Annotated in this window: 20 protein-coding genes and 1 pseudogene; 18 read left to right on the top strand and 3 right to left on the bottom strand. The window is 71.2% G+C overall.

Annotated features, from left to right (window positions below; translation table 11 throughout):
- Positions 1–149: 149 nt before the first annotated feature.
- A complete protein-coding gene (locus tag AB0H87_RS00105) occupies positions 150–992 on the bottom strand; it encodes a YhjD/YihY/BrkB family envelope integrity protein (protein WP_360136957.1) in 843 nt (280 codons plus the stop codon).
- 50 nt (positions 993–1,042) lie between these two features.
- Here AB0H87_RS00105 and AB0H87_RS00100 point away from each other — a divergent pair, with 50 nt between their 5' ends.
- Genes AB0H87_RS00100 through ispG form a run of 5 tightly spaced genes read left to right on the top strand, consistent with a single transcriptional unit; the run spans position 1,043 to position 5,856 of the window.
- A complete protein-coding gene (locus tag AB0H87_RS00100) occupies positions 1,043–1,585 on the top strand; it encodes a GNAT family N-acetyltransferase (protein WP_360136954.1) in 543 nt (180 codons plus the stop codon).
- A 50-nt stretch (positions 1,586–1,635) separates the two neighbouring features.
- Positions 1,636–2,157, top strand: a complete 522-nt coding sequence (locus AB0H87_RS00095; RefSeq protein WP_360136951.1) for a YcxB family protein — start codon at positions 1,636–1,638, stop codon at positions 2,155–2,157.
- 40 nt (positions 2,158–2,197) lie between these two features.
- On the top strand, positions 2,198–3,409 hold the full coding sequence (gene dxr / locus AB0H87_RS00090) for a 1-deoxy-D-xylulose-5-phosphate reductoisomerase (RefSeq protein WP_360136948.1): 1,212 nt from the start codon (positions 2,198–2,200) through the stop codon (positions 3,407–3,409).
- Entirely contained in the window at positions 3,409–4,650 is a 1,242-nt protein-coding gene (locus tag AB0H87_RS00085; RefSeq protein WP_360136945.1) for a site-2 protease family protein, read from the top strand. Before dxr ends, AB0H87_RS00085 begins: the two co-directional genes overlap by 1 nt.
- Positions 4,651–4,683: 33 nt before the next feature.
- A complete protein-coding gene (gene ispG / locus AB0H87_RS00080) occupies positions 4,684–5,856 on the top strand; it encodes a flavodoxin-dependent (E)-4-hydroxy-3-methylbut-2-enyl-diphosphate synthase (protein WP_360136942.1) in 1,173 nt (390 codons plus the stop codon).
- A 137-nt stretch (positions 5,857–5,993) separates the two neighbouring features.
- Here the strand turns inward: ispG and AB0H87_RS00075 are convergent, their stop codons facing one another.
- Positions 5,994–6,626, bottom strand: coding sequence for a PadR family transcriptional regulator (locus AB0H87_RS00075; RefSeq protein WP_360136939.1), 633 nt, complete (start codon positions 6,624–6,626; stop codon positions 5,994–5,996).
- A gap of 134 nt (positions 6,627–6,760) precedes the next feature.
- Between AB0H87_RS00075 and AB0H87_RS00070 the strand changes: the two genes are divergently transcribed.
- From AB0H87_RS00070 to AB0H87_RS00050, 5 genes are all read left to right on the top strand, one after another.
- Entirely contained in the window at positions 6,761–7,600 is an 840-nt protein-coding gene (locus tag AB0H87_RS00070) for a GNAT family N-acetyltransferase (RefSeq protein ID WP_360136936.1), read from the top strand.
- 90 nt (positions 7,601–7,690) lie between these two features.
- On the top strand, positions 7,691–8,212 hold the full coding sequence (locus tag AB0H87_RS00065; protein ID WP_360136933.1) for a hypothetical protein: 522 nt from the start codon (positions 7,691–7,693) through the stop codon (positions 8,210–8,212).
- Positions 8,213–8,304: 92 nt separating this feature from the next.
- Positions 8,305–9,120: an SAM-dependent methyltransferase gene (locus AB0H87_RS00060; RefSeq protein WP_360136930.1), complete on the top strand. Its 816-nt coding sequence runs from the start codon at positions 8,305–8,307 to the stop codon at positions 9,118–9,120.
- A gap of 2 nt (positions 9,121–9,122) precedes the next feature.
- Entirely contained in the window at positions 9,123–11,261 is a 2,139-nt protein-coding gene (locus AB0H87_RS00055) for an EAL domain-containing protein (RefSeq protein ID WP_360136927.1), read from the top strand.
- Between the two features lie 198 nt (positions 11,262–11,459).
- Positions 11,460–13,085, top strand: coding sequence for an MFS transporter (locus AB0H87_RS00050; protein WP_360136924.1), 1,626 nt, complete (start codon positions 11,460–11,462; stop codon positions 13,083–13,085).
- Between the two features lie 48 nt (positions 13,086–13,133).
- On the opposite strand, the gene AB0H87_RS00045 is transcribed toward AB0H87_RS00050, so the two are convergent.
- Positions 13,134–15,545, bottom strand: coding sequence for an FAD-dependent oxidoreductase (locus tag AB0H87_RS00045; RefSeq protein WP_360136921.1), 2,412 nt, complete (start codon positions 15,543–15,545; stop codon positions 13,134–13,136).
- A gap of 137 nt (positions 15,546–15,682) precedes the next feature.
- On the opposite strand from AB0H87_RS00045, the gene AB0H87_RS00040 reads away from it, so the two are divergent.
- From AB0H87_RS00040 to AB0H87_RS00005, 8 genes and pseudogenes are all read left to right on the top strand, one after another.
- Positions 15,683–16,633, top strand: a complete 951-nt coding sequence (locus tag AB0H87_RS00040) for a choline/ethanolamine kinase family protein (protein WP_360136918.1) — start codon at positions 15,683–15,685, stop codon at positions 16,631–16,633.
- Between the two features lie 21 nt (positions 16,634–16,654).
- Positions 16,655–18,232, top strand: coding sequence for an amino acid permease (locus AB0H87_RS00035; protein WP_360136915.1), 1,578 nt, complete (start codon positions 16,655–16,657; stop codon positions 18,230–18,232).
- 83 nt (positions 18,233–18,315) lie between these two features.
- Positions 18,316–19,125, top strand: coding sequence for an FCD domain-containing protein (locus AB0H87_RS00030; protein ID WP_360136912.1), 810 nt, complete (start codon positions 18,316–18,318; stop codon positions 19,123–19,125).
- Positions 19,126–19,175: 50 nt separating this feature from the next.
- Positions 19,176–20,543, top strand: coding sequence for a glutamine synthetase family protein (locus AB0H87_RS00025; protein WP_360136909.1), 1,368 nt, complete (start codon positions 19,176–19,178; stop codon positions 20,541–20,543).
- Positions 20,544–20,555: 12 nt separating this feature from the next.
- Complete coding sequence (locus tag AB0H87_RS00020; RefSeq protein WP_360136906.1) at positions 20,556–21,908, top strand: aldehyde dehydrogenase family protein; 1,353 nt, start codon at positions 20,556–20,558, stop codon at positions 21,906–21,908.
- A gap of 8 nt (positions 21,909–21,916) precedes the next feature.
- On the top strand, positions 21,917–22,681 hold the full coding sequence (locus AB0H87_RS00015) for a 3-oxoacyl-ACP reductase (protein WP_360136904.1): 765 nt from the start codon (positions 21,917–21,919) through the stop codon (positions 22,679–22,681).
- 61 nt (positions 22,682–22,742) lie between these two features.
- Positions 22,743–23,459: a gamma-glutamyl-gamma-aminobutyrate hydrolase family protein gene (locus AB0H87_RS00010; RefSeq protein WP_360136902.1), complete on the top strand. Its 717-nt coding sequence runs from the start codon at positions 22,743–22,745 to the stop codon at positions 23,457–23,459.
- A gap of 87 nt (positions 23,460–23,546) precedes the next feature.
- Positions 23,547–23,763: pseudogene (locus tag AB0H87_RS00005) on the top strand (hypothetical protein); the annotation flags it as partial.

Here is a 23,763-nt window from a genome sequence, read left to right as displayed (position 1 = left end):
GCGTCGATCCCGCCCGAGGTGCGTTGCCCGCTGTGTTTTGTGGGAGCGGGGGCACGGCCCGGTCAACCCGTCTGTCGGCGACCGTTGCGACGGGCGGCACCCGATCGCGTCGGACCTGCTTCGCCCGCTGGCGTCCGTCAACGCTCCGGTCACTCCGCCCTTGGCGGCGCCGCCGCGGCGCGGCGAGCGGCGAGCGCGTCGCTGAGCGCCAGCGTCGCCGAATACCCAGCCAGGACGATCACGTGGAACAGGTAGAGCCACAGCAGCACCGCGACCACAGCCCCCACAGCGTCGAAGCCGCCGAAGGGGACGCCCAGGTCCAGCGGGAAGGAGGTGAACAGGACGAAGCCGTGCAGGAAGCCGGAGAGGTTCGCTGCCGTGAACGAGGCGACCAGGCAGGTGGGGCGCCAGTCCGGGCGTCCCGGGCCCACGATCCGGTAGACCCAGATCAGTACCGGCGTCAGCACCAGCCAGACGGCCAGGAACGAGAGGATCACGCCCAGCGCCAGCGCCCAGCCGCCACGGCGGACCAGGCCCGTCGTGTAGGGGAGCGACGCCAGCGTGGCCAGGACCAGGGCCGGCGCCGGGGCCAGCAGCGGCAGCAGCAACAGGCGGCCCCGCCAGCCGATCAGGCGCTCGGCGTCGGGCCGCGCCACCGAGACGAACGCCCGGCGGAGGCCTTCGCCGTACAGGGACGCCGGCAGCACGGCCGCCAGCGCCAGCCACGGTGTCAGCGTCACGCCGGCCTCGACCAGCGCCGCGGCCGCCCGGTCGGCGCCGATGGAGGCGGGCAAGGTGTCGGTGGCGTAGCCGGTCAGGCGGCGCACCCGGTCGGCTCCGGCCACCAGGCCGGTCAGCCACAACGCCAGCAGCGACACTGGCACGATCGCGATCGCGCCGTAGAACGTGATCGCTGCCGCGTGCAGCGACAGGTCCCGGCCGCGCAGGGGCGCGAACGCGGCGCGCAGCACCCTTCGCAGCCCCTTGACCATGCCCTCACCTTCCCTGGAAGGGCGCCCGCCATTCCCTAACATCCCTGGACATGACGGTCTTCGAGACGGATCGCCTGGTCGTTCGGCAGTGGACGGAGAGCGACGCCGATGTCGCGCGCGTCTTCGACATGCTCTCCCGCTGGGAGGTCGCCCGCTGGTTGGGCGCCCAACCCCGGGCCATCGAGAGCGCGGACGAGGCGCTCGGCGCGATCCGGCGGTGGCGGAGCCGCGCGTCCGCCGACGGCCTGTACGGCATCTGGGCCGTCGACGTCCGGGGCACGGGCCAGACCGCCGGCTCGGTGCTGGTCGTGCCGTTGCCGGGTGTCGACCAGCAGCCGACCGGCGACATCGAGGTCGGGTGGCACCTGCACCCGGACTCCTGGGGCCACGGCTACGCGACCGAGGCCGCGCGCGCCGCCATCCACCGGGTGTTCGCCGCCGGGCTGCCCGAGGTCTATGCGGTGATCCGGGAGGGCAACACCCCGTCGGTAAAGGTCGCCACCCGCCTCGGCATGGAGCCGATCGGCAAGCGGCGCGACTGGTACGGAGGCGTTGAGCTGGACACCTACCGGCTGACCGCGCCACCCGACTGACCGGGCGACCGGGACACCGGCGAACGGCGTACCCCATCTACCCTGCTTCGGTGCGTATCGTCATCGTCTCCCCGCCGGACCGCCGGCGGCCGATCGCGGCCCTGCGGCACGTCTCGCGGTGGTCGTTCCGCGCCTGCTACGCGGTGGGTGCGGTGGTGCTGACGCTGGGCCTGGTCAGCGTGATCGCACTGCCCGGCGACCCGGTGCTCGACGTGGTGATCATCCTGCTCGGCCTCGCCTGCCTGGCCTATCCCACCTGGGTCGAAGCCTCGGTGCGCCGGCAGCAGCGGGACTACGCCGCGATGGAGATCGAGTACGAGATCGACGAGGACGGCATCACCACGCGGACCGCACACGGGGCGTCGGCCATGCGCTGGTCGGCCATCGAGCGCGCGGCGCTGCTTCCCGACCTCCTGCTGCTCTGGGTGAGCCGGAACCAGTACTTCCCGATCCCGGTCGACGCGCTCGCGCCGGAGGACCGCGCCGACCTGGCCGACCTGCTGGAGCGGCAGGGCCTGCCGCACGGAGATCGGACCCGCCTGTGGACAACTTCGGACCCCGATCCCCGATAGGGGAGAATGGCCCAGTGACCCAACCACACCGGAGACCCGCATGACCGCGCCGCGCGAGATCGTCCTGCTCGGCAGCACCGGGTCGATCGGCACCCAGGCGGTCGACATCGTGCGCCGCAACCCCGACCGGTTCCGGGTCGTCGCGCTCGGCGCCGGCGGCGGCAACGTCGCGCTGCTCGCCGCTCAGGCGCTCGAGCTGGGTGTCGAGGCGGTCGGTGTGGCCAAGGCCTCGGCGGCGCAGGACCTCCAGCTGGCCTTCTACGCGGAGGCGGCCAAGAAGGGCTACGCGACCGGCGACTTTCGCATCCCCAAGATCCTGGCCGGCCCGCACGCCATGGCCGAGCTCGCGGAGTGGCCGGCCGACCTGGTGCTCAACGGCGTGGTGGGCTCGCTCGGGCTCGCGCCCACGCTGGCCGCGCTGCGCGCCGGGCGCACCCTGGCGCTGGCCAACAAGGAGTCCCTGATCGCCGGCGGCAACCTCGTGAAGGCCGCGGTGAGCCGCCCGGGGCAGCTCGTCCCGGTCGACTCCGAGCACTCCGCGCTCGCCCAGTGCCTGCGGGCCGGGGCCGAGCGCGAGGTGCACAAGCTCGTCGTCACCGCCAGCGGCGGGCCGTTCCGCGGCCGCCGGCGCGACGAGCTGACGGAGGTCACGCCCGACGAGGCGCTGGCCCATCCCACCTGGAACATGGGGCCGGTCGTCACGATCAACTCGGCCACCATGGTCAACAAGGCGCTCGAGGTGATCGAGGCGCACGAGCTCTTCGACATCGCGTACGACCGGATCGAAGTCGTCGTGCACCCACAGTCAGTGATCCACTCCATGGTGGAGTTCGTCGACGGGTCGACGATCGCGCAGGCGAGCCCGCCCGACATGCGACTACCGATCTCGCTCGGTCTCGGCTGGCCCGACCGGGTCGCCGACGCGGCCCGTCCGGTCGACTGGAGCACGGCCAACACCTGGACGTTCGAGCCGCTCGACGACGCCGCGTTCCCGGCGGTCGCGCTGGCCAAGGCGGCCGGCGAGGCCGGATGCTGCCGACCGGCGATCTACAACGCCGCCAACGAGGAGTGTGTGGCGGCGTTCACCCAGGGCCGCTTGCCGTTCCTCGGCATAGTGGACACCGTGGAGCAGGTTCTCACCGCGGCGCCCGATTTCGCGGAACCAGGTAACGTCGATGACGTGCTCGCCGCGGAGACCTGGGCCCGAGGTCAGGCGCGGGAACTGATCGGGTCAGCGGTGAGGGGAGCCTGATGCTGTATCTGGCCGGGGTGGTGGCTTTCGCCCTTGCGATCCTGATATCGGTCAGCCTGCACGAAGCCGGGCACATGCTCACGGCCAAGCGCTTCGGCATGAAGGTCACCAAATACTTCGTCGGCTTCGGGCCGACGTTGTGGTCGTTCCGGCGCGGCGAGACCGAATACGGCGTCAAGGGCATCCCGCTCGGCGGCTTCTGCAAGATCGTCGGCATGACGCCGCAGGACGACGACGTCGAGCCCGCCGACCAGCCGCGCGCCATGTGGCGGTTCCCGCTCTGGCAGCGCACCGTCGTGATGAGCGCCGGCTCGATCACCCACTTCCTGCTGGCGATCGTCACGCTCTGGTTCGCGGCCATCTTCATGGGCCTGCCCAACCCGGCGCTCGAGGGCCCGCAGCCCGCCTACGTCAACGTCACCAACTGCGTGATCGTCGGCGCGACGGCCACCAACCGCGACTGCATCCCCGGCGACCCGGCCAGCCCGGCCCAGCAGGCCGGCCTGCAGAACGACGACAAGATCACCGCGGTCAACGGCGTCCCCGTGGCGACCTACACCGACCTGGTCAACGAGATCCGCAAGCTCCCGGCGGGCTCGCGGGTGCCGATCAACTACGAGCGCGACGGCGCCGCGCAACAGGTCAACGTCAACCTCGCCACCGTGCAGCGCCCGCCGGTCAGCGACCCCGACGGCCCGGTGTCCGCCGTGAGCGCCCTCGGCGTGTCCGGCCCCATCCCGCCGCCCGGCGTGCCGGTGATGCTCAAGCACAACCCGATCGAGGCGTTCCCCGCGACGGCCAAGTTCACCGGCGACCTCGCCGTCAACACGGTGCATTCGCTTCAGCGGATCCCGCAGAAGGTGCCGGCCCTCTGGGACGCGATCACCGGCGAGCCGCGCGACGCCGACACCCCGATCAGCGTCGTCGGCGCCAGCCGCCTGGGTGGCGAGGCCGTCGAGCACAGCGCGTGGGAAGTTTTTGTCCTGCTGTTCGTCTCGTTGAACTTCTTTATTGGCGTGTTCAACCTGCTGCCGCTGCTACCCCTTGACGGTGGCCACATCGCGATCGCCTGGTTCGAGCGGCTCCGGTCGTGGTTCGCCGCGCGGCTCGGGCGACCCGATCCAGGGCACGTCGACTACTTCAAACTGATGCCCGTTACGTACGCGGTTATCCTGATCGGTGGGGCTTTTACCCTGCTGACGATCACTGCTGACATCATCAACCCCATCACGCTCTTCTAGCAGCCGCACAACCGTTCCGAGGTGAGTGTTCCCGTGACCGCGATCAGTCTCGGTATGCCGGCCGTTCCGCCCCCGCCGTTGGCCCCGCGGAGGCAGAGCCGCCAGATCCACGTCGGCTCCGTGCCGGTCGGTGGCGGCGCGCCGGTGTCGGTCCAGTCGATGACGACCACCCTGACCGCCGACGTCAACGCGACGCTGCAGCAGATCGCCGAGCTCACGGCGTCGGGTTGCCAGATCGTCCGGGTGGCCGTGCCGTCGCAGGACGACGTCGAGGCCCTCCCCGCGATCGCCAAGAAGTCGCAGATCCCGGTCATCGCCGACATCCACTTCCAGCCGCGGTACGTGTTCGCGGCGATCGACGCCGGGTGCGCAGCCGTCCGGGTGAACCCGGGCAACATCCGGCAGTTCGACGACAAGGTCAAGGAGATCGCGGCCGCGGCGTCAGGCGCCGGTGTGCCGATCCGGATCGGTGTCAACGCCGGTTCGCTCGACAAGCGCCTGCTCGAGAAGCACGGCAAGGCGACGGCGGAGGCGCTGGTCGAGTCGGCGCTGTGGGAGTGCTCGCTGTTCGAGGAGCACGGCTTCCGCGACATCAAGATCTCCGTGAAGCACAACGACCCGGTCGTGATGATTCGCGCCTACCGGCAGCTGGCCGAGCAGTGCGACTACCCGCTGCACCTCGGCGTCACCGAGGCCGGCCCGGCGTTCCAGGGCACGATCAAGTCGGCGGTCGCGTTCGGCGCGCTGCTCGCGGAGGGCATCGGCGACACGATCCGCGTCTCGCTCTCCGCGCCGCCGGTCGAAGAGGTCAAGGTCGGCCAGCAGATCCTCGAGTCGCTCGGCCTGCGCGAGAGGGGCCTGGAGATCGTCTCCTGCCCGTCCTGCGGCCGCGCCCAGGTCGACGTCTACAAGCTGGCCGAGGAGGTCACCGCCGGGCTCGAGGGCCTGCCGGTGCCGCTGCGGGTCGCCGTCATGGGCTGCGTCGTCAACGGCCCCGGCGAGGCGCGCGAGGCGGACCTCGGCGTGGCGTCCGGCAACGGCAAGGGCCAGATCTTCGTCAAGGGCCAGGTCATCAAGACCGTGCCCGAGGCGCAGATCGTCGAGACCCTGATCGGCGAGGCCGTCCGCCTGGCCGAGGAGATGGGCGCCGACCTGCCCGAGGAGCTACGCGAGCTGGCGGTCGGCCCGACGGTCACGGTCCACTAGCCAACGAGATGGGCGCCGACCTGCCCGAGGAGCTACGCGAGCTGGCGGTCGGCCCGACGGTCACGGTTCACTAGCCGAGGCGGACAGCAGAAAGGCTCCACGAACCTGGCGGTTCGTGGAGCCTTCAGCTTCGCGGGTCACCGGGTCCCGGGGTCTTCGGCCAGGATCGCGTAGAGCTTGCGGCGTGCCTCGTCGAGCACCTCGGCCGCGCGCTGGCGCTGGTCGTCCGTGCCGTTGCGGAGCACCTGGCGCAGGGCGTTCATGGTGCCCATCGCCGCCTCGCGGATGTCGTGCCAGCTGTTGACCGTGCCGGCGGCCTCGAAGGCGCTCCACGGCGCCTGCGCCGCGGCCTCGGTCGCCTCGGCCTGGCCGGCCTCGGTCAGGGCGAAGCTCTTCCGCCCGCCCTCACTGGTGCTGACGATCAGACCCTCGTCCTCCAGCAGCTGCAGGGTCGGGTAGACCGAACCCGGGCTCGGGCGCCACATGCCGCCCGTCCGCTGCTCGAGCTCCTGGATCATCTCGTAGCCGTGCATGGGCCGCTCGGTGAGCAGCGCCAGCAGGGCGGCGCGGACGTTCGCCCGGCGTCCACCCCGGCCGCGCCCGCGGCCGCCGGGTCCACCCGGACCGCCTGGGCCGCCGAAGCCCCCGCCGAAGCCGCCGAACCCCCAGCCCCCACCGAAGTCGCCCCCGGGGAAGCCGTGCCCGCGGGCCCGTGCCTCATGGCCATGGTGATGGCCGCTGCGATGAAAGTTCTCTCGCTGGAACCTCATGATCTTCTCCGATCTGTTGTCGATACGTTGACGATATATCGGCAATGCATCGCCGACAACACGTGGTGACCTGGGTCACAGCATCGACGAACCGGGGGAGGCTGTTCCCACGGTGATCTGGCACGCTTGAGAGCGTGTTGATGGTGCCCGTCCGGCAGCTCGGTGAGACCGAGCGTGGTGCGGTCGAGCGCCTCCTCGATATCGACCCCTACGGCGCCGCCCAGGTGGCCGAGCGGGTCGCCGCTCGCGGGCTCGCGTGGTGGCGCGCCGACGGTCGGGTCTTCGGCTACGGGTCGCGCCGGCACGTCGAGGCGCTCTGCTGGCTCGGCGGCCATCTGACACCCGTCCACGCCGGACCACCGGCCGTCGCCGCCTTCGCCGAGCGGCTGGCCGCCGAGGACCGCACCTGTTCGTCGATCGTCGGCCGGGCCGACGCCGTCCTCGGTCTCTGGGAGCGGCTCTCCGCCGACTGGGGGCCGGCCCGCGAGGTCCGCCCGCACCAGCCGCTGCTGATGGCCGACGCGGTGCCCGACGTGGCCGTCGACCGGGGCGTCCGGGTCGTCCGCACCGAGGAGACCGACGCGCTGTTCCCGGCGGCCGTCGCCATGTACACCGAGGAGGTCGGCGTCTCGCCCCTGCTCGACGACGGCGGCGTCGGCTACCGGCGGCGCGTGGCCGACCTCGTCCGGGCCCGCCGCGCGTACGCCCGGATGGTCGACGGGGAAGTGGTCTTCAAGGCCGAGCTGGCGGTCGTCACCAAACACACGGCGCAGATCCAGGGTGTGTGGGTCGCGCCCGACTGGCGCGGCAAGGGGCTGGCCGCCCCGGCGCTGGCCGCGGTGATGCGCGACGCCCTGCGCCGGGTGGCGCCGACGGTCAGCCTCTACGTCAACGACTACAACCAGCCGGCCCGACGCGCGTACGAGCGCTGTGGCTTCCGCCCGGTCGGCGAGTTTGCGACCGTCCTGTTCTGATCGCTCCCAGATTGTGGGATCGCCGAATGCCGGATTTGGCCCATCCATACGCTAAGTGACGGAACAGCCACTATGCGTCAGGGGGCCTCGGTGGGCAGGATCGAGAAGAAGGTCGCCGACGGCATCACGAAGTACTACTGGTACCCCGGCGACAAGCGGGAGTGGAAGCGGGCCGGCATCGCCGTCGCGATCGGCCTCACCACCTTCCTCGTGCTCTACCTGATGGCCAAGGACCTGTTGCCCGCGGTCGTCGGCGGCACGTCGGTCACCGCCGGCGTCATGGGCGTCAACCTCGGCCGCCGTGACGCCCGCGCGCTCACCACGTTTCCCAGCCTCACCGGGCGCGCCGCGCGCCTCGCCGCGGTCGCGCAGACGGGACGGGCCGCGTGGCGCGGTCTCGTGCACGGGTTCGGCGGTGCGGCCGCCGCGGTACTCATCCTGAACCTCCCGCACCGCGGCATCGTCGCCGACTGGGTCCTGCCCGTCGTGCCGGCGGTGGTCGGCGCGCTCGCGCACCAGGCCGGCATGCTGGTCGAGCAACTCCCGTCCTCCGCCGCCACATCCGGCCCGGGGAAGGAGCCCGCGATGGCGACGGGCGAAGGAGCAAAATAGGGGGTACGACGCGGGTCGTCACGCACCGCCACGTGGACAAAGTATGCTCGGGCGCGACCATGAGCCCCAGCGACATCGAGCGAAGGCGGACGATGGAACAGTCGAGGGCGCTACCGACGGAGGTCGATCTCAGCCGGCCGAGCGCAGCCCGGGTCTACGACTACTTCCTGGGCGGTGCGCACAACTTCGAGATCGACCGGCAGCTCGCCGAGCAGATCGCGGCGATGACCCCCAACCTGGCCGACACCATGCGCGCGGGCCGGTCGTTCCTGCGGCGCGCGGTCGCCGAGCTGACCCGCCTCGGCGTCGACCAGTATCTCGACATCGGGTCCGGCATCCCCACCGTCGGCAACGTGCACGAGGTGGCGCAGGGCATCAACCCCGAGGCGCGGATCGTGTACGTGGACATCGACCCGGTCGCGGTGGCGCACAGTCGCTCCATCTTGGAGGGAAACCCGCGCACCGCCGTCATCCAGGCCGACGTGCGCGACCCGGAGCACATCCTCGCCGAGGCGGCCAGGACCGGCCTGCTCGACTTCACCCGGCCGGTCGGCGTGCTGCTCGCCGGCGTCGTCCACTTCGTACCCGATGACGACGACCCTGACCGGCTGATGGCCGTGCTGCGGGCCGCCGTGCCGCCCGGCAGCTACCTCGTCATCTCGCACTCGACCTACGAGGACCAGCCACAGGAGATGCTCGACGCGCAGAAGCTCTCGGCGCGCACCGCGACCGAGATCACGCTGCGGTCCAAGGCCCAGGTGACCGGTTTCTTCGGCGATTTCGAGCTGCTCGAGCCGGGCGTCGTCCACATGCCACTGTGGCGACCCGACTCGCCCGACGACGTCGACGACCACCCCGAACGGTTCGGCGCCTTCGGCGGGGTCGGCCGAAAGCCGGTCGCGGGCTAACAATGGCACTCTCCGCCCCGGAGATCAGCACCTCGGGCGCACAGCGCTACGCCGGGCGATGGACGCGCGCCATCGCCCGGCAGGCATTCGTACCCATGTCGACCGACGAGGTCGAAAAGCTGCTGACCCGACACGTGGTGCGACTCGCGGAGGCGTTGCGTGCCGACGAGTTCAGCCCCGAGCCGGCCCGCGAGGCCGGGCGGGCGCTGGTCGAGGCCAACCTCACCGAGCCCGGCACGCTGAGCTGGTCGCTGCGGGCGTTGGCCGAGCGCCTCGTCGACGACGTCGTGCCCGGGCTCGACCTACCCGACCTGCCGGCCCGGATCATCGAGTCGCAGGCGGCCCTGGCGGAGAGCTTCGCGGCGGCCATGCGCGACCGCACGTTCGCCCAACAGGAGCGGATCAGCCGGTCGGCGTGGGAGGCGCGCAACGAGGCGGAGCAGGCGTTGCGGGACAGCGAGGCCCGGTTCCGCGCGGTGTTCAGCGACGCCGCGATCGGCATCGGCATCGCCGACCTGTCCGGCCAGATCATCGACATCAACCAGGCGTTCAGCGCGATGCTCGGCTACTCGCGCGACGAGATGCTCGCCATCAACGTCGCCGACCTGTTCCACGCCGAGGACGATCCCGGCATGTGGCCGATCTACGAGGAGATGATCGACGGCAAGCGCGACCGCGTACGCATGGAGAAGCGCTACTTCCGCAAGGACGGCAGCGAGCTCTGGACCGATCTCGCGGTCAGCCTGATCCGCCACGACGACGGGCGACCCCGCTTCACCGTGGCGATGGTCCAGGACATCACCGAGCGGTACGCGCTGCAGCAGCGGCTGCGGTTCCAGGCACTGCACGACCCGCTGACCGGCCTGCCCAACCGCACGCTGTTCTTCGAGCGGCTGGAGGCGGTGCTGCGGGACCCGGCGCACGACCGGCGGGTCGGTGTCTGCTTCCTCGACCTCGACGGCTTCAAGGCCATCAACGACACCCTCGGCCACGACGTCGGCGACAAGCTGCTCATCGTCGTCGCGCGCCGGCTCGCCGAGGCGGTGGCCGGCGCCGGCCACCTGGTCGCCCGGATGGGCGGCGACGAGTTCGTCATCCTGGTCGCGGACGTCGACCAGGACGGCACCGCGGTCGAGGTGGCGCAGGCCGCGCTGCGGGCCGTCGCCGAGCCTGTCTACATCGGAGCGCATCAGCTCGCCGTGTCCGCCAGCGTCGGCATCGTCGACCGGTTCGTCTCCGACGGCGCCGCCACCGACCTGATGAAGGCGGCCGACACGACGCTCTACTGGGCGAAGGCCGAGGGTGGGCGCGGCCGGTGGGCCCGCTACGACCCGGAGCGCGCGGCCCGCGAGGCGACCAGCACGGCGCTGGCGACGGCGCTGCCGACCGCGCTCGGCCGGGACGAGTTCGTGGTCGAGTACCAGCCGATCGTTGCGTTCGGCACCGGCGAGATCCGGGCGGTCGAGGCCCTCGTCCGCTGGCAGCATCCGACGCTCGGGCTGCTGTCGCCCGACTCGTTCATCGGGCTGGCCGAGGAGACCGGGCTGATCGTGCGGCTCGGCCAGTGGGTGCTGGAGCGCGCCTGCGTCGAGGCCGGCAAGTGGCACCAGGAGTTCCCGCAGGCGCGGCTGACGGTCAGCGTCAACCTGTCGGCGCGGCAGGTCAGCGACCCGGAGATCGTCGACCAGGTGGCCGGTGCGCTGCAGGCGAGCGGGTTGCCGCCGGACCTGCTGCAGCTGGAGCTGACCGAGAGCGCCGTGATGGCCACCGGGGGCGAGCCGGTGCGGGCGCTGCGGAAGCTGGCCAACACGGGCGTACGCCTGGCGATCGACGATTTCGGCACCGGTTACTCGAATCTCGCGTACCTGCGGCAGCTGCCCATCCACACGCTGAAGCTCGCCGGGCCGTTCGTCGACGGGATGCGCGCGCAGGATCCGGCCGCCGTCGTCGCCGAGCGCATCGTGGACGCGCTGGTGCGGCTGGCGCACGCGCTCGGGCTGTCGGTGACGGCCGAGTCGGTGGAGACGCCGGAGCAGGTGGAACGGTTGACCGCGCTGGGTTGCGACAGCGGGCAGGGCCGGCATTTCGGCACGCCGGTGGCGCCGTCGGCGATCAGCGCGTTGCTGCGCGCGGGAGGATGACGTTGGGCGGGCGCGCGTTTCGTCGCGCGCCCGCCCGCCGCCTCGCGCCGGAGCGATGAGAGAGGTAAATCGCGCCGGTGCGATCGCGCTTGCCGAGTGCGCGGAGTCTTCGGGGCCCCTCTTGACCTGAGAACAATGATGGGGTACGGCGATCGAAGCGGCAACGTATTTGTCGGTGGCCGCGGGCATGATGTGCCGGTGACTCTCCTCGCTGACACCGACTTCCGCCGCTACTGGCTGGCCCGCATGGTGTCGGTCACGGGGTCACTGGTCACCTATGTGGCGCTGCCCGTGCTGATCTACTCGGTGACGGGGTCGAGCCTGTGGACCGCCCTCGTGGTGGTCGCCGAGGGGCTGCCCTATCTGTGCTTCGGCCTGTTCGCGGGTGCGCTGGCCGACCGGCTCGACCGGCGGCGGGTGATGGTCACGGCCGACGTGGTCAACGCTTTCGTGCTCGGGTCGGTCCCGGTCGCCTACTTCCTTGGCGTCCTGACCGCCCCGCACGTGCTGGTTGTCGCCTTCCTGACCCAGATCTTCTTCGTCTTCTTCGACGCGGCCAACTTCGGCGCATTGCCGGCGCTGGTGGGGCGCGGCCGGATCGCCGCGGCCAACTCGGCGGTGCACGGCGGCAGCACGGTGCTGGAGCTGATCGTCCCGGGGTTGGCCGGCGTGCTGCTGACGCTGAGCGCGCCGGCGCCGTTGTTGCTGGTCGACGCGCTGTCGTTCGTGGTTTCGGCGCTGCTGGTCCGGGCGATCGCGACACCGCTGCAGCTCGCCGCGGCGCCAGGCCCGCGGGCCGGGCTGGTGCGCGACATCCGTGAGGGTCTGGTGTTCCTGAGCCGCCAGCCCATCGTCCGCACCCAGACGATCGTCGGTTCGCTGCAGACGATGACCGGTGGGGCCTTCATGGGGCAGTTCGTGCCGTGGCTCGACCAGACGCTGGGCGTGCGCCCGACCAACGACGCCCGACTAGGTGTCCTCTATGGAGTGTGGGGCGCCGGCGGCATCGTGGCCGCGCTCGTCTTTCCGCGGCTGGCGCGGCGGATCGGCGAGCCGCGGGTGACGCTGTGGTTCCTGCCGCTGTCGGCGTTGTTCGGCCTGGCCTGCGGGCTGTCGACGAACTGGGTGGCGGCGGCGGTGCTGCTCGCCCTGTGGGCGGTCGTCTATTCGGTGGTCGTGCTCAACGCGATCACGCTGCGGCAGCGGGTCACGCCGGACCGGTTGCAGAGCCGGGTCAACACCGCGGGCCGGATGCTGTCCTTCGGGGTTGGCTGGCCGGTCGGGGCGTTGGTGGGTGGCTTCGTGGCCCACGCGACCAACCCACGGACGGCGATCATCGCAACCGCGGCGATGACCGGGATCGGGGTGTTGGTGGCCTGGCTGTCACCCCTACGACGGCTGGCCGGGGTGCCGATCCCGGACGCGGACGACGGCGGGCCGTTGGCTGGCCACGCGGACCCGGCGGTGGCCGCGGAGGCTGGCACGATGCCTGTTCCGGGCGGTGCGGGCGCGGTGGCGCCGGATGGCAGGGCCGCGGTGGATGCGGACGGTGCCCGGAGCGTCGCCGATGCGGACGGCGCCGTGGCGGTGGCGGATGCCGGCGGTGCGCGGGGCACGGCGGACGCCGGCGGCGCGGCGGATGGCGGCAGTGCCGGGGCGGTGGCGGATGCCGGCGGTCCGGGCGGCTCAGCGGATGCTAGCGGTGCGGCGGCCACGGCGGATCCGGACGGTGCGGCGGTTGTGCCGGCTGGGGCCGCAAGCAGCTTGCCGGAAGCGGCGCCGCACCGTGCGGCGGGCCGAAGGGAGGCGGATGAAAGCACCTAACTGATCCATCGAGTGCCTTCAGGCCGCCGGAGCTCCGCTGGCACGCTCCTAGGCGACGCCGCGGATGCGGTTGTTTTCCGGGTCGTACAAGGGCTCCCGGGTGACGGTGGCCGGCTGCCACTTGCCGAACATGCTCACCTCCACCCGCTCCCCCTCCTCCACTGTGGAGGGTAGGTAGGCGTAGGCGATGGAGGCCTCGACGCGGTGGCCGTAGCCGGCCGAGGTCACCCGGCCCACCGGGTCGCCGGCGACGCGGACCGGTTCCGTGCCCAGGCAGACCGCGGTGGGGTCGTCCAGGACCAGGCAGCGCAGGCGGCGGGTCACGGTCGCCGAGCGCAATGCCTCGCTGCCCAGAAACTCCTTGTCCGTGCGGACCGCGAACGACAACCCCGCCTCGGCCGGCGTCGTTTCCGGGGTGATGTCCGAGCCCCAGACCCGGTATCCCTTCTCCAGGCGCATCGACTCGATCGCGCGGTAGCCGGCCGGGCGCAAGCCGTGCGGTGCACCGGCCTCCACCAGCAGGTCCCACAGGGTCAGCACGTACTCCGTGCTCGCGTAGAACTCCCACCCGAACTCGCCGACGAAGGTCACCCGTTGCGCGAGGACCGGTACCGGGCCGAGGGTGATCCGGCTCGCGCGCATGAAGCGGGCGTCCAGGTCCCCGCCGACCAGCGGTGACACGATGTCCCGCGCCGCCGGGCCCCACAGGCACAGGCAGCCGTGGGCGCCCGTCACGTCGTCGATCCGGACGTCGTCCGGGGCGTGGCGGCGCAGCCAGGCGGCATCCCGGACACCCGACGCCGTGCTCGTCACGATGCGGAAGTGGTCCTCGGCCAGGCGCGTCACCGTCAGGTCGGCCTCGATGCCCGCGCGAGCGTTGAGGAGTTGCGTGTAGGCGACGCCCAACACCGGGCGGTCGACGTCGTTCGCGCACATCCACTGCAGGAACTTCGCCGCGCCGGGGCCGCGGACGTCGAGTTTCGCGAACGAGGACTGGTCGAACAGGCCCGCCGCCGTAGCGGTGGCCCGGCACTCCGCGGCGATCGCGGGCGACCAGGTCCGGCCGGCCCAGCCGGCGGGACGGACCGCCGCCGGGTCCGTGGGGCGCGGCGCGAACCAGTTGACCCGCTCCCAGCCGGCCTTCTCGCCGAGGGCCGCCGCGTCCAGCGTGCGTGGCCAGATCGCCGAGCGGCGCAGCGGGCGGCCCGCCGTCCACTCGGTGTGCGGGTAGACCACGTCGTAGTAGCGCGAATAGGCGTCCAGGGCCTTGGCCGTCGCCCAGGACCGGCTCGCCGCGTGCGGGCCGAAGCGCCGGATGTCCATATGGGACACGTCGTACTCCGGCTGGCCGTCGACGATCCACTCCGCCATCACCTTGCCGACGCCGCCGGCCGCGGCCAGGCCGTGGACGCAGAAGCCCGCCGCCACCCAGAAGCCGCCCACCGCGGTCTCGCCGAGCAGGAACTCGCCGTCCGGGGTGAACGCCTCCGCGCCGTTGACCACCCGGGCGATCGACGCTTCCCGGAGCGCCGGCACCCGGTGCTGGCCGGCGGCCCACGACTCGGCGAAAAGGTCCAGCTCCGGCTCGAAAAGCGAACGTGGTGAGGCCAACGGCGGGCCCGACGACGGCCAGCACACCGACGGCGTCCGGATGTAGCCGCCGATGAGCAGACCACCGCCGGGGTCGTCGTCCGCGCAGCGGAAGTAGACGATGTGGTCCGGGTCCCGCACCGTCGGCAGCGACGTGACGTCCTCGTGGGGCAGCGGCGAGCTGACCACGTACTGGTGCTTGATCGGCACCACCGGCACCGCCACCCCGGCGAGCGCCGCGACGTGGCCCGCCGCCGCGCCGGCCGCGTCGACCACGATCTCGGTCGCCACCCGCCCGTGTGACGTCGACACCGCCCGCACCCGCCCGCCGACGACCTCGATCCCCGTCGCGGACACGCCGGTCTCGATCGACACGCCGAGCGCCCGGGCGCCGGCCGCGAGCGCGCCGGCCAGCGCGTCGGGCCGCAGATAGCCGTCACCGGGCAGCCAGCCCGCGAGCCGGACGTCGGACACCTCCAGCAGCGGCATCCGGGCGGCCAGGGCGGCGGGGGAGAGCAGCTCCATCTCCAGCCCGTACGTCGTCGCGGACGACGCCTGCCGCAGCAGCTCCTCCTCGCGCTCCGGCGTGGTGGCCAGCCGCAGACCGCCGACGCCCCGCCAACCGGGGTCGAGGCCGGTCTGGTCGGCCAGCTCCGCGTACAGGCCGGACGAATACATGATCATGCGCGTCTGGCTGATCGTCGAGCGCAGCTGGCCGACGAAACCCGCCGAATGCCACGTGGTGCCCTCGGTCAGCTCGTGCTGCTCCACGAGCAGCACATCGGTCCAGCCCAGGCGGGCGAGGTGGTAGGCGATGCTGCAGCCCGCGACCCCACCGCCGATGATCACCACGCGCGCATTGGTCCGCACAGCCGACTTCTACCACTTCAAAGGTCTGACCAAATCAGCTGACCGGTCAGTGAACTTTTATCCTCGTGAGTATTGACCCCGGTGATCACGCAGGTCAACACTCCCGCCTAGGACACGCACAGCATGCGGAGGCTGGCATGCGGATGGCGGAACGGCCGGACGCTGGTGAGGTGCTGCGGCGCGTCTCGCTGTTCGCCGGGCGGCCCGTGCGCACCAGCCCGATCGCCGGTGGGCTGTCGCACCACATCTGGCGGGTCGACGCCGGCGGGCGCAGCTACCTGCTGCGCGTGCTCGACCCGGCGGTCTCGGCGGCGGGCCTCGGCATCCCGCCGGCGCAGGAGATCGAGAACACCATCCGGGCGGCCGAGAGCGGCGCCGGTGCCCGGGTGATCGAGGTGCTGACCGACGTGCCGGCGCTCGTCCTCGAGTTCCTGCCGGGACGGACCCTGCACGCCGACGACGTGCGTACCCCCGCCGCCGTCGACCGGATCGCCGCCGCCTGCCGCCGGCTGCACGCCGGGCCGGCGTTCGCCAACGATTTCGACATCCTGGCCAAGCGCCGCGAGCTGCTCGACATCTGTGCCCGGCACGGCCTGCGGGTGCCGGACGGATACCACGACCACGAGTCCACGGTGGACGCCATCGGCACGGCGCTCCAGCACGGTCCACAACAGACCCGGCCCTGCCACAACGACCTGTTGGCCGAGAACTTCATCGACCTGGCCGGCGACGTACGCATCGTCGACTACCAGCTGTCCGGCAACAACGACCCGGCCTTCGAGCTGGGTGACATAGCGGCCGAGGCCGACTTCGACCCCGACCGCACGGCGGCCCTCGCGACCGCCTACTACGGCACGGAGACCAATCCCGCGCTCGTCGCGCGGGTGCGGCTCAACCTGATCCTGTCCAACGTCACGTGGACACTCTGGTTCTCCGTGCACCATGGCCTGCTCCGCGCGCCCGGGTCGACCTTCGACTACTGGCGCGAAGCGGCCGACAAATGGGCCCGCGCCACCCGCGATCTCGACGCACCCGAGCTGGGTCGCCTGATCGACGCCGCCGCGGGCCGCACCGCAACCCCGTTATGACCACCTCAGGGAGGTGTTGCAGTGACGACCACGTCGCCCGCCACGGGTGAGCAGCCACTGGACGACGACGCCCAGCGGCTCGCGGAGCTCGGCTACAAGCAGGAACTCCGGCGCAAGTGGAGCGGGTTCTCCAACTTCGCCATCTCGTTCTCCATCATCTCGATCCTGGCCGGCTGCTTCACCACGTTCGGCCAGGCCTGGAACAACGGCGGCCCGATCGCCATCTCGTGGGGCTGGCCGCTCATCTCGATCTTCATCCTGATCATCGGGTTCTGCATGTCGGAGCTCGTCTCCGCGTACCCGACCGCCGGCGGCATCTACTGGTGGGCCGCGCGGATGGGCAAGCCGGTGCACGGCTGGTTCACCGGCTGGCTCAACCTGGTCGGCCTGGTCGCGGTGACCGCGTCGGTCGACTACGGCTGCGCGACGTTCCTCAACCTGACGCTGTCGGCGCTCTTCGACGGCTGGGCCGGCACGCTCAACCAGGCGTTCCTGCTCTTCGTGATCATCCTGGCGCTGCACGGCATCATCAACATCTGGGGCCACGCCATCATCGACGTGCTCCAGAACGTCTCGGTCTGGTGGCACGTCGCCGGTGCGGCCGCGGTCGTGCTGATCCTGATCATCGTGCCGGACAACCACCAGAGCTTCCAGTTCGTCTTCACCGAACGCTTCAACAACTCGGGCTTCGGCGGCGGTGACCACAACGGACTGATGTTCTGGTTCTTCATCCTGCCGCTCGGGTTCCTGCTCACCCAGTACACGATCACCGGCTTCGACGCCTGTGCGCACGTGTCGGAGGAGACCCGCGGCGCCTCGCACGCGGCGGCCCGCGGCCTCTGGCAGTCGATCTTCTACTCGGCGATCGGCGGCTGGATCCTGCTGCTGGCCTTCCTGTTCGCGGCCACGGACGTCGACGCGATCAACGCGGCCGGCGGCTTCTCGGGCGCCATCTTCGAGTCGGCGCTCACTCCGGTGTTCTTCAAGATCGTCATCATCATCAGTACGATCGGCCAGTTCTTCTGCGGCATGAGCTGCGTGACGTCGATGTCCCGGATGACGTACGCGTTCAGCCGTGACCGGGCGATCCCCGGCTGGCGCCTCTGGTCGAAGGTCGACCGCAACGGCACGCCGGTGTACGCGATCATCGCCGGCACCATCGCCGGCGGCGTGCTCACGCTGCCCGCGCTCTACCAGTACAACGGCATCCCGGTCGCGTTCTACGCGGTCGTCTCGGTCGCCGTCATCGGCCTGTACCTGGCGTTCCTCATCCCGATCGCGCTGCGCCTGCGGATGGGCGACAAGTTCCGGCCGGGCCCGTGGACGCTCGGGCGCAAGTACAAGGTGCTCGGCTGGATCGCGGTCATCGAGATCGCGGTGATCTCGATCTACTTCATCATGCCGTTCACCCCGGCCGCGGTCCCCTTCAGCGACGACTTCACCTGGAGCGCGGTCAACTACGCACCGATCGCGGTCGGCGGCGTGCTCCTGGCGGTCTGGCTCTGGTGGGTGCTCTCCGCACGCCACTGGTTCACCGGCCCGCGCCGTACCATCGAGGAACCGGACACCGCGGCCGCCGATGCGTGGAAGGCGTCCTGATTCCTCCGGCCCTCGACACCCCCGCGACCGGCCGCGCGTCGGTCGCGGGGGAACGGCCACATCCCTTCCTGGGGGTACGCACGATGCCCACGGACGCCGCCCGCAAGCGGATCCCACGCCCCCGCGCCGAGCCGCTCGAGCTGGACGGCGCGGTGGTCGCTGGTGTGCCGCTCTGGCGTCCGGTGCGCGGCGGGAACGCCTTCGAGATCACCGTGTCCCGGCTCGCGCAGGCGATCCGGCTCGGTCTGGTCGGGCAGGGTGACCGGCTGCCGGCCGAACGCGAGCTGGCCGAGCGTCTGCAGGTCAGCCGGGTCACCCTCCGCGAGGCGATCCGGGCCCTGCGCGAGGCCGGCATCCTCGAGTCGCGCCGGGGCCGGACGGGCGGCACCTTCGTCGTCGGGGCCATCGCCACCGATGTCGACACGGGACGCAAGGGCGCGCCGAAGGGCGGCGCCGCCGCCGAGCTGGCCCGGCAGATGGGCGACACGCTGCACGACGCGCTCGACTTCCGGCGCGTGCTCGAGCCCGGGGCCGCCGAGCTGGCCGCGACGCGTACTCTCGCCGCCGTCGATCGGCAGCGGCTCGTCGCCTCCCTGACCGCGTCCCGCGAGCGGGACCCGGCCACCCGGCGCGTGGCGGACTCGCGACTGCACCTCGCCATCGCCGCCGCCGGTGGCAGCCCGTCGCTGGCCGCCGCGGTCGCCGACGTGCAGCTCACCCTCGACCGGCTGCTCGCCAGCATTCCGGTGATCAAGAAGAACCTGGACCATTCCGACCTGCAACACACCCGCGTCGTGGACGCGATTCTTGCCGGTGACTCCGCCGCCGCGCGGGCGACGATGGAGGAGCACTGCGACGCGACCGCCGAGCTGCTGCGTGGCTTGCTCGGATGATTGACGTTGTAATGGTTTACGAGTAGACCTTTTACGATGGAGGCGCGAGGATGACCCGAGAACCGGCGCTCACGCTCGAGGAGCTCGCCCTGGCCGTCGACGGCGGTGAGATCGACACCGTCGCGCTCGCGCTGACCGACATGGAAGGCCGCCTCCAGGGCAAGCGGCTGCACGGCCGGTTCTTCCTCGACGAGGTGACCGAGGCCGGTGCGGAGGGCTGCAACTACCTGCTCGCCGTCGACGTCGACATGAACACGGTCGACGGTTACGCGATGTCGAGCTGGGAGCGCGGCTACGGCGACTTCGCGATGGTGCCCGACCTGAGCACGCTGCGCCGGGTCCCGTGGCAACCGGGCACCGCGCTGCTGCTTTCCGACCTGGCCTGGCTCGACGGCACCGGCGACGTCACCGCGAGCCCGCGGCAGATCCTGCGCCGCCAGCTCGACCGGCTGGCCGAACACGGGCTCTCGGCGTACGCGGGGACCGAGCTCGAGTTCGTCCTCTACCGCGACTCCTACGAGGACGCCTGGCAGCGCGGCTACCGCGACCTGAACCCGGCGAACCTCTACAACGTCGACTACTCGCTGCTCGGCACGGCGCGGGTCGAGCCGCTGCTGCGCCGCATCCGCAACGAGATGGCCGGCGCCGGGCTCGTGCCGGAGAGCGCCAAGGGCGAGTGCAACCTCGGCCAGCACGAGATCGCCTTCCGGTACGCGGACGCGCTGACCTGCGCCGACCATCACGTGATCTACAAGAACGGCGCCAAGGAGATCGCCGCACAGGAGGGCATGTCGATCACCTTCATGGCCAAGCCGAACCAGCGGGAGGGCAACTCCTGCCACGTGCACTTCTCGCTGCGCGACCGCGACGACCGCTCCGCGATGCTCGGCGACGGGCCGGCCCACCTGTCGACCATCGGGCAGCACGCCATGGCCGGCCTGCTGGCGACCATGCGCGAGTTCAGCGTGCTGTTCGCGCCGAACATCAACTCCTACAAGCGCTACCAGCCGGGCTCGTTCGCACCGACCGCGCTGCGCTGGGGCACCGACAACCGCACCTGCGCGCTGAGGTTGGTCGGGCACGGGCAGGGCATGCGGGTGGAGAACCGGGTGCCCGGCGCCGACGTCAACCCGTACCTCGCGATAGCCGCCCTCGTCGCCGGCACCATCCACGGCATCGAGCAGAGGCTGCCGCTGGAGGACGAGTTCACCGGCAACGCGTACGGCGACGACTCCTCGCCCCGGGTGCCGGGCACGCTGCGGGAGGCGGCCCAGCTGTGGCAGGAGTCCAAGGTCGCCCGGGCGGCGTTCGGTGACGACGTGGTCGACCACTACGCCAACCGGGCCCGGGTCGAGCTGGCCGCCTTCGACGCGGCGGTCACCGACTGGGAACTGCTCCGCGGCTTCGAGCGCTTGTAAGGGGATTCGAACGTGACCGACCTGGTCAACCCGGCCACCGGCCTGCCGATCGAGACCGTGCCGGCGAGCAGCCTGTACGACACCGACGCGGCCATCGACCGTGCGGCCGCGGCGTTTCCGCGCTGGCGGGCGATGGCACCCGGCGACCGGGCGCGGCTGCTGCGGCGGTTCGCGGCCACCGTCGACGCGCACATCGAGGAGCTGGCCGAGCTCGAGGTACGCAACTCCGGGCACACCATCGGCAACGCCCGCTGGGAGGCCGGCAACGTCCGGGACGTGCTCGACTACTACGCGGGCGCGCCGGAGCGGCTGATGGGCCGGCAGATCCCGGTCGCCGGCGGGCTCGACGTGACGTTCCACGAGCCGCTCGGCGTGGTCGGCGTGATCGTGCCCTGGAACTTCCCGATGCCGATCGCGGGCTGGGGGTTCGCGCCGGCGCTGGCCGCCGGCAACACGGTGGTGCTCAAGCCGGCCGAGGTGACGCCGTTGACGGCGCTGCGGCTGGCGGAGCTGGCGTTGGAGGCCGGGCTGCCGGAGGGCGTGCTGAGCGTCGTACCCGGGCGCGGCTCCCTGGTCGGCGAGCGGTTCGTCACCCACCCGGCGGTGCGCAAGGTGTGCTTCACCGGGTCGACCGAGGTCGGGCAGCGGATCATGCGGGGCTGCGCGGACCAGGTCAAGCGCGTGACGCTGGAGCTGGGCGGCAAGAGCGCCAACATCGTGTTCGCCGACGCCGACCTGCCCAAGGCCGCCGCGAGCGCGCCGGCGGCGGTGTTCGACAACGCCGGCCAGGACTGCTGCGCGCGGTCGCGGATCCTGGTGCAGCGCAGCGCGTACGACCGCTTCCTGGAGCTCCTGGAACCGGCGGTGAAAGGTTTCCGGGTGGAGGACCCGGCGCTGGAGACCGCCCAGATGGGCCCGCTGATCACGGCGGCGCAGCGGGACTCGGTGGGGTCCTATGTGGCCGACGCTTCCGTGGCGTTCACCGGCACGGCGCCGGAAGGCCCCGGATTCTGGTACGCGCCGACCGTTCTGCTCGCCGGATCCACTCAGGACCGTCACTGGCGCGAGGAGATCTTCGGCCCGGTCGTCTCCGTGCTGCCGTTCGACGACGAGGCGGACGCGATCCGGCTGGCCAACGACACGGAGTACGGCCTGTCCGGCTCGATCTGGACCCGCGACGCCGGCCGAGCTTTCCGGGTCGCCCGTGGCGTGGAGACCGGCAACCTGTCGGTCAACTCCAACTCGTCGGTGCGCTACGGGACCCCGTTCGGCGGCATGAAGCAGTCCGGGCTGGGCCGCGAGCTGGGACCCGACGCGCTGCTCTCGTTCACTGACGTCAAGAACGTCTTCCTCGCGACAGATTGAGAGGCCCGATGAACAGGCTCCAAGACCGGGTGGCCGTGATCACCGGTGCCGGCAGCGGCATCGGCCTGGCCACGGCCCGCCGGTTCGCCGCCGAGGGCGCGAAGGTGGTCTGTGTGGACGTCGCCGCTGAGGCCGGCAAGAAGGCCGCCGAGGAGGTGGGCGGCGAGTTCGTGCAATGCGACGTGACCGACGAGTCCGGTGTACGGGAGCTGTTCGACGGCGTCGCCGAAAGGTATGGAAGCGTCGACATTTCCTTCAACAACGCCGGCATCTCGCCGCCGGACGACGACTCCATCCTGGAAACCGGCCTGGACGCGTGGGAGCGGGTCATCCGGGTAAACACCACAAGCGTCTATCTGTGCTGCAAGTACGCGATCCCGCACATGCGCCGGCAGGGCAAGGGCGCGATCGTCAACACGGCGTCGTTCGTGGCGCTGATGGGCGCGGCAACCTCGCAAATCGCCTATACGGCCAGCAAGGGCGGCGTTCTGGCGATGACCCGCGAGCTGGGCGTCCAGTTCGCGCGCGAGGGCATCCGGGTCAACGCACTGTGCCCGGGCCCCATCGCCACGCCGCTGCTGCTGGACCTGTTCGCCAAGGACCCGGAACGCGCCGCGCGCCGCCTGGTGCACGTCCCGATGGGCCGGTTCGGCCAGCCGGAGGAGATCGCGGCCGCGGTTGCCTTCCTGGCCAGCGACGATGCCTCGTTCATGACAGCGGCCCAATTCGTCGTCGACGGCGGAATTACGGGGGCATACGTCACACCTCTGTAGCAATCGTTTGGCGATCCGGTTGCCGGGTAGCAAAGTATTGGGGAGGAGGTTGTCAACCAACGTGCGACCGATCGTCGGAATTACGTCCTATGTAGAACCCGCTTCCTGGGGTGTATGGATCGACCAGGACGCGGCCCTGATCAGAAAGTCCTACGTCGACGCGGTGACCGCCGCCGGCGCCCGGGCGGTGATATTGCCCCCCGACGACACCGATGCCGATGTCCTACGCGCCCTCGATGCGTTGATCATTGCCGGGGGCGCGGACCTTGGCCCCAACCTGTACGGCGAGGAGCCAGGCCCGCTGACGGAAAGCCGCCCGGACCGCGACAGAGGCGAATCAGTCCTGCTCAAGGCGGCCTTGGCCACAGACCTGCCGGTCCTAGGCATCTGCCGCGGCATGCAGCTACTAGCGGTCACCTGCGGCGGCCGCCTACACCAGCACCTACCGGACGTGGTGGGCTCGGACAAACACCGCCCAGGCCCAGGCGTCTACGGCTGGCACGGCATCACCCTGGAGCCAGGCTCCCTGGCAGCAGAGGTCTCAGGCGACGGCCCGGAAGGCGACGGCCGAGTAGAGGTCAACACCTACCACCACCAGGGCGTAGCCGACCCAGGCACCCTATTGCCAACGGCCTGGGCCGACGACGGCGTAATCGAAGCGCTAGAGGACCCAACCAAGCGATTCGTCCTAGGCGTCCAATGGCACCCGGAAGAGGCAGGCGAACGCCGCATCTTCGAGTCCCTGGTAGACGCGGCCCGCACCACACCCACCACCTGACCCACCAACAACAACGGCTCGTCTCACCGCGAACCCGAGCCCAAACGCCGCAACCTCCACCGCCGGCCCGCACCGGCCGCGCGACTCGTGCCCGCCGTCGTCTGCGACGAGAAGACCCGCCCGGCCGACGCGCCTCACACGGCCATACCGCCTTGGGTCGAGCGAGCGGCGGCCCCAAGCCGACTGGCGCTCGCCGACGGTGCCGGCCGCCACCGCCCGTGGGCGCCTAGCACCGGCGCGGAGCTGGCCGACGAGGTCGGCTTCGACGGCGTCACCGTCTCCGCACACGCGCGGAGGGTCGACG

It is taken from the genome of Asanoa sp. NPDC050611, assembly GCF_040654855.1.
Taxonomy (GTDB): Bacteria; Actinomycetota; Actinomycetes; order Mycobacteriales; family Micromonosporaceae; genus Asanoa.
This window is presented reverse-complemented; position numbering and strand designations above follow the sequence as displayed.